Origin of the sequence: Microbacterium sp. (assembly GCF_011620665.1) — a bacterium.
Classification (GTDB): Bacteria; Actinomycetota; Actinomycetes; order Actinomycetales; family Microbacteriaceae; genus Microbacterium.
This window is the reverse complement of the sequence record NZ_WOYQ01000005.1, coordinates 1-5,845: the sequence shown is the minus strand read 5'-3', so window position 1 is coordinate 5,845 and position 5,845 is coordinate 1. Positions and strand designations below refer to the sequence as shown.

5 protein-coding genes and 1 tRNA gene are annotated in these 5,845 nt (G+C 69.0%); 4 read left to right on the top strand and 2 right to left on the bottom strand.

Annotation, left to right across the window (positions count from 1 at the left end):
• Nucleotides 1-558: 558 nt before the first annotated feature.
• Nucleotides 559-1,038, bottom strand: a complete 480-nt coding sequence (locus tag QZV81_RS00645; RefSeq protein ID WP_292830946.1) for a RidA family protein — start codon at nucleotides 1,036-1,038, stop codon at nucleotides 559-561.
• Complete coding sequence (locus QZV81_RS00640; protein WP_292830943.1) at nucleotides 1,035-1,253, bottom strand: DUF4177 domain-containing protein; 219 nt, start codon at nucleotides 1,251-1,253, stop codon at nucleotides 1,035-1,037. Before QZV81_RS00640 ends, QZV81_RS00645 begins: the two co-directional genes overlap by 4 nt.
• Before the next feature lie 86 nt (nucleotides 1,254-1,339).
• Between QZV81_RS00640 and QZV81_RS00635 the strand changes: the two genes are divergently transcribed.
• The 4 genes from QZV81_RS00635 to QZV81_RS00620 all read left to right on the top strand — a co-directional run bounded on the left by QZV81_RS00635 (nucleotide 1,340) and on the right by QZV81_RS00620 (nucleotide 5,817).
• Nucleotides 1,340-3,925, top strand: a complete 2,586-nt coding sequence (locus QZV81_RS00635; RefSeq protein ID WP_292830939.1) for a transglycosylase domain-containing protein — start codon at nucleotides 1,340-1,342, stop codon at nucleotides 3,923-3,925.
• 14 nt (nucleotides 3,926-3,939) lie between these two features.
• Nucleotides 3,940-4,881, top strand: a complete 942-nt coding sequence (locus QZV81_RS00630; RefSeq protein WP_292831163.1) for a metallophosphoesterase — start codon at nucleotides 3,940-3,942, stop codon at nucleotides 4,879-4,881.
• A 33-nt stretch (nucleotides 4,882-4,914) separates the two neighbouring features.
• Nucleotides 4,915-4,988 (top strand) — tRNA-Pro (locus QZV81_RS00625).
• 64 nt (nucleotides 4,989-5,052) lie between these two features.
• Nucleotides 5,053-5,817: an HAD-IIB family hydrolase gene (locus tag QZV81_RS00620; protein ID WP_292830936.1), complete on the top strand. Its 765-nt coding sequence runs from the start codon at nucleotides 5,053-5,055 to the stop codon at nucleotides 5,815-5,817.
• The last annotated feature ends 28 nt before the right edge of the window (nucleotides 5,818-5,845 follow it).

The following is a 5,845-nucleotide window of genomic DNA, read 5'->3' as shown; positions in this document are numbered from 1 at the left end:
TAGCTCGGGCGCCGGGGGGCGGATCTATGGCGCGTGGGCCCGGGCCGTGGGCCTGAGCCGTGGGCCTGGGCCGGTGGGCCTGGGCCGTGGGCCTGGGCCGTGAGCGCTGAGCCGTTGGGCCTGGGCCGGTGGGCCTGGGCCGGGAGCGCTGAGCCCCGCATCCGGCATCCCGCATCCCGCATCTTGCATCCCGCATCCCGCATCCCGCATCCGCTTACGGCATCCCACCGCCCACCCACCATCCATGTCCCACTTCCGGTCGCTTCCGACCCCCCACGGCGACAGAAACCGGGACAACCCCCACCGAAACCGGGACAACCCCAGCAGAAACCGGGACAACCCCCGCGAGACCCGCCCGGATCGTCGGCCACCGCCCAGACCCCCGCATCCATGTCCCACTTCCGGTCGCTCCCGACCCCCCACTGCGACAGAAACCGGGACAACCCCCACCGAAACCGGGACAACCCCCACCGAAACCGGGACAACGCGGGAGCAACGCGGGAGCAACGCGGGAGCAACGCCGGAGCAAAGCCGCAAGCGGCGGGCAGGCCGCCCGGATCAGGCGAAGCTGAAGATGACCTCGACCTCGACGGGGCTGTCCAGCGGCAGCACGGGCACGCCGACGGCGGACCGCGCGTGGCGTCCGGCATCTCCGAAGACCTGGCCGAGCAGCTCGCTCGCGCCGTTGATGACTCCCGGCTGGCCGGTGAACTCCGGCACCGAGGCGACGAAACCGACGACCTTCACGACGCCGGTCAGCCGATCGACGCCGCCCACGGCCGCGGCCGCGGCGGCGATCGCGTTCAGCGCGCTCTGGCGGGCATAGACCTGAGCGTCGGGCGCGGGCACCAGCCCGTGTCCGTCACCGACCTTTCCGGTCGCCGGCAGCTCCCCGGCGATCATCGGAAGCTGACCCGACGTGTAGACGAGGTCGCCGTGCACGGTCGCCGGGATGTAAGCCGCGACGGGCGGCACGACCGGAGGCAGATCGATGCCGAGCTCGGCGAGACGCGCCGAGATGGATGCCGCGGCGCTCACGCCGGGCCCTCGAACTGCTGAGCGGCCACCGCCGCGGCGCCGAGACCGGCGTTGGTCGCTCCCCCGCCCGACGGGCGCTTGAAGTAGGCGACGAGTCCGCCCTCCGGGCCCGGAACGACCTGCACGAGTTCCCAGCCCTGCTTGCCCCAGTTGTTGAGGATCGCGGCCGTGTTGTGGATGAGAAGGGGCGTGGTGAGGTATTCCCACGTGGTCATCGAGGCTCCCTGGTGTGACGGCGCGTAGCCGCGGATCGCGGGTCCTACCAAGAGTTCCCCCAGGTATCTCCCCTAGCATCAAGCCTATGCCTCAACACAAACGGACGAGCACCGGCGTGCTCGGCGGCTTCGTCGGTGTGCTCGGCCTGAGCGCGATCGCCGGCATCCTCGTCACCGCGACCGTGACGCCTGCGATCGCGGTCTCCGGATACGCCGCCTCGAGCGCGCTGGACACGTTCGACAACATGCCGAGCTTCCTGCAGATCGATCCGCTGATGCTTCCCACCGAGATCTATCGCAAGGACAGCGCCGGCAACGACGTTCTGATGGCGCAGTTCTACGACCAGAACCGCATCCCGGTGACGTGGGATCAGGTCAACCCGGTCATGTTCGATGCGATCATCGCGAGCGAGGACAAGAAGTTCTACACCCACGGAGGCGTCGACCTCGTCGGCACGGTGAGCGCACTGGTGGGCAACGCCGCCAGCGGATCCAACCGCGGCGGCTCATCGATCACCCAGCAGTATGTCAAGAACGTGCTGCAGCAGAACTGCGAATCCGAGGCGACGAACGACGAACAGGTGAAGGCCTGCTTCACCTCCACGACCGTCGCCACGGGCTCGGCCGGGTACCAGCGCAAGCTGCAGGAGATGCGGTATGCGATCCAGCTCGAGAAGCAGTCCTCGAAGGATGAGATCCTTCTCGGCTACCTGAACATCACGAACTTCGGCGGCACCGTGTACGGCATCGGCGCCGCGGCGCAGCGCTACTTCAGCACCGACGCGGCGAGCCTCACGATCGCGCAGGCGGCGACGATCGCCGGCATGGTCCAGGAGCCGAACACCTACCGCCTCGACCGGCCCGAGGGATCGACCACGAACTCTGCCGGCGAGGCCGTCAACGGCGAAGCCGACGGATACAAGCTGACGCTCGACCGACGCAACTACGTCCTGGGCCGCATGCTCGATGACGGCAAGATTTCGCAGGCTGAGTACGACGAGGCCAAGGCCACGCCGATCACTCCGGCGATCACGACGCGGGATCAGGGCTGCAAGATCGCGAGCGGGGCCGAGTTCTTCTGCGAGTACGTCGTGTCGATCATCAAGACGGACCCGTCGTTCGGCGACACCGCGGAAGCCCGTGCCGCGAACCTGCGGCGCGGCGGAATGAAGATCTACACCACGCTCAACGCCGACCTGCAGCAGACCGCGCTCGACGCCATCTCGATCGTTCCGGCATCTCGACCCGACATCGATCTCGGGGCTTCCGGTGTGCAGGTCGAGGTCGGCACGGGCCGCATCCTCTCCATGGTGCAGAACCGGCCCTACAGCGCCCTCGGCGACGACTCCGGCACGGTGACTCCCGTCAATTACAACGTTCGCGAAGCCAATGGCGGCGGCGGTCACTCGGCCGGCTCGACCTATAAGGTCTTCAGCCTCATCAACTGGCTCGAGCAGGGGCACTCCGTCAACGAGGCGATCAACGGGCGCGTCGGGGTCAAGAAGGTCATCAACTGCGACGGGCAGATCCAGACCGTGACGACCGCCAACGGCCGGGACGATGCCGTCGGCAACTTCGAGAACAACAGCGGCTACACGGGGACGATCTACAACTTCACCCGCGACTCGTTGAACTCGGGCTTCATCGCGATGGCCGAGAAGATCTCGGTCTGCACCACCAATCAGGTCGCCATGAAGCTCGGCGTCATGCGCAGCGATGGAACTCCGCTCGACCAGGTGCCCCCCGGGTCGCTCAACTCGCCGAACCAGGCCTACAACGTGCTGGGCGACGCCGCCGTCGCACCGCTCGACATGGCGGCGGCGTATGCGTCGATCGCGGCCAACGGCATCCTCTGCCGGCCCAAGTCGATCGACATGGCGCTCGACATGAACGGCAACGACATCACGCCTCAGACCAGCTGCGAACGCGTCATGTCCGAGGGGGTCGCGGCAACCGCCGCCTACACCCTGGTGGGCGTCATGAGCGGCACGGGAAGCGGCGCGCGCATCGGAGACGGCACTCCGGTGTTCGGAAAGACCGGCATCCACGAGTACGAACAGACCTGGATGGACGGTGCATCGACGAAGGTCGCCACCGTCGTGTGGGTGGGCAATGTCAAGGGTCACGCGAAGCTGGACCAGTTCCGCAACAGCGGGTATCAGCTCTCGCGCATCCGCAACGGCATCTGGCCGAAGATGCAGGGTGCCGCGAACGCGATCTACGGCGGCGACGCCTTCCCGGCGCCCGATCCGAACCTCACCAAGCAGGTGCTCACGACGCTGCCCTCCGTGATCGGGATGCCTGTCGACCAGGCGCAGCAGACCCTTCAGGCGGCAGGGTTCGATGTCACGGTGGGTGACGCCGTCGACGGCGCCGAAGCGGCCGGCACGGTCACGCGGCAGGAGCCGGGAGCGGGGCGCGTCGCCGCGGGAACCATGGTGACGATCTACCCCAGCAACGGCCAGGGTGTCGCGGTGCCGGGTGTGAGCGGCACGCCGTTGGAGGCCCAGGCGGCACTGCGAGGTGCCGGCTTCGGCAACATCACCCTGCAGTGCACCGAACAGGATTCGGCGACCTCACCCACCGTGACCGGGACGAATCCCGCGGCCGGCACGGTGGTCAGTCGAAGCGCCCCGATCACGATCACGTACCAAGCCAAGAAGTGCCTGTGACGGCACCGGCGCGCATCGTCCGCGCGGCGGCCGTCGCGACCGGTGCGACCGCGGTCGCCGGGGTCGTCTGGGGAACGGGGATCGAGCGGTTTCTGTTCACGGTGCGCGCCCACGAGGTGCGGGTGCTCCCCGCCGGTTCCCCGGCGCTGACGGTCCTCCATCTCTCCGACGCGCACATGGCGCCGTGGCAGCGCCGGAAGCAGGAATGGATCGCCCGGATCGCGGAAGAGATCCAGCCCGACCTCATCGTGAACACGGGCGACAACCTCGGGCACGCCGACGGACTCGCCCGCATCCGCACCGCCTTCGCCCCGCTGCGCGGCGTGCCGGGCCTCTTCGTCCACGGGTCGAACGACGTCATCGGGCCGTCCGCGCGCAACCCGCTGCGGTATTTCCGGGGTCCGTCAGAGCGCTCGCGCGCGGCCGAGCAGCTCGACACGCGGGCGATGGATGCCTTCTTCACCGACGACCTGGGATGGATGGACCTCAACAACGCGGCGGCCTCCGTCGAGGTGGCGGGAGTGCGCATCGATGCGTTCGGCATCAGCGATGCGCACCGCGACTGGGACGACCTCGACGCGCTGCCCGGCGCCCTGGCGGCACTGCATCCGCATCACCTGCTCGGTCGCCCGCGGCCGAGCGACCTGACCCTCGGTGTCACGCACGCACCGTATCGCCGGGTGCTCGACCGGTTCGTCGACCTGGGCGCCGACCTCGTGCTGGCCGGACACACGCACGGCGGGCAGGTGCGGGTTCCCTTCTCGTCGAGGGCGCTCGTCGCCAACTGCGACATCCCGCTCGACCAGGCTCGCGGACTCAGTCCATGGGCCCACGGCGGTCGCACGGTCCCGCTGAACGTGTCGGCCGGGCTCGGGCACTCGATCTACGCCCCCGTGCGGTTCGGCTGCCGCCCCGAGGTTTCCGTGCTGACGCTGCGCGCCGTCGATTCGGCGTGACCGGCCTTCCGGGGTAGACTCGGGGGGTTGCCACGGGGTGTGGCGCAGCTTGGTAGCGCGCGTCGTTCGGGACGACGAGGCCGCAGGTTCAAATCCTGTCACCCCGACCGATGAGAGGCTCCGCCGCGGCGGGGCCTCCCGTGTATGCACCCCCCGGAATCGGAGCCGCAGATGCCCACGCCCCGCCTCGTCGCCTTCGACCTGGATGACACCCTGGCCCCCTCGAAGACCCCGATCGACACCCGCATGGGCGAACTGCTGATCGCCCTCGCGGCGCGCGTCGAGGTCGCCATCATCTCGGGCGGGCAGCTGCAGCAGTTCACGACCCAGGTCGTCGACCGGCTGCCCGCGACGACCGATCGGGTGCGCTCAGCGCTGCACCTGCTGCCCACCTGCGGAACGCAGTACTACCGCCTCGCTGTCGACGGCGTCACGACCGTGTACGCGCGGACCCTGACCGACGATCAGAAGTCGCGGGCGTTCGCGGCCGTCGAGGCGGAGGCACGCCGACTCGGCCTGTGGGAGAGCGAGACGTGGGGCGAGATCCTCGAGGATCGCGGCTCGCAGATCACCTTCTCCGCCCTCGGGCAGTCCGCGCCGGTCGCCGCGAAGATGGCGTGGGATCCGACCGGATCAAAGAAGAACGCGCTGCGCCAGGCGGTCGCCGCCCTCCTGCCCGATCTGGAGGTGCGCTCGGGCGGTTCGACGTCGGTCGACATCACCGAGCGCGGCATCGACAAGGCGTACGGCATGATCCAGCTCGTCGAGCAGACCGGCATCCCGCTGGACGACATGCTCTTCGTCGGCGACCGGCTCGACCCGGACGGCAACGACTACCCGGTCCTCGCGATGGGCGTCGCCTGCCAGGCCGTCGAGGGCTGGGAGGATACCGCCGCCTTCCTCGAGCGACTCCTCCCGACCCTTCCCGAGCGCTAGGCTCCCGGCGCGCCGAACCCCGCGCCCG